1 protein-coding gene is annotated in these 434 nt (G+C 34.8%); it reads right to left on the bottom strand.

Annotated elements, in window-relative coordinates:
* Positions 1-144: 144 nt before the first annotated feature.
* A partial coding sequence (locus IV84_RS10605) for an LPXTG cell wall anchor domain-containing protein (protein ID WP_155515928.1) occupies positions 145-434 on the bottom strand: 290 nt, incomplete at its 5' end.

The following is a 434-nucleotide window of genomic DNA, read 5'->3' as shown; positions in this document are numbered from 1 at the left end:
ACGTTGGGTCCTTTACTATGAATATTTCAGGTATTCAATTACGTTTGAAATTTATTATCAATAAAATTTGATACAAAAAAAGGTCACACATCAATTTTGATGTGTGACCTTTTGATTTAACTTAACGTCCGGGCATTTGTGGCTCTAATTTCTTTTACGTCTCTTCAATCCTACTAGAGATAAGAGTGACATAAGTAACATGCCTAATACTCCTAATTCAGAAAGATTATTCGATGCATCCGAAGTTTGTGGTAATTTACCCTTTTCGTTAACATTTTGTGAATTTTTAGAAGCATTCACTGAGCTACCAGAAGTATTATTCAAGTTAGCATTGGTATTATTTTGTAATTCAGTACCACTAAAGTTAACTCGTGTACCGCCCGGTGTGCTTGTATTTTGTCCTGGTGTCTTTACAGTGCCACCTGGAGTTGTTG

It is taken from the genome of Pediococcus damnosus (genome assembly GCF_001437255.1).
GTDB classification, from domain to species: Bacteria; Bacillota; Bacilli; order Lactobacillales; family Lactobacillaceae; genus Pediococcus; species Pediococcus damnosus.
Note: the sequence above shows the minus strand (reverse complement) of the source record. Positions and strands in the feature narration are given on the sequence as shown.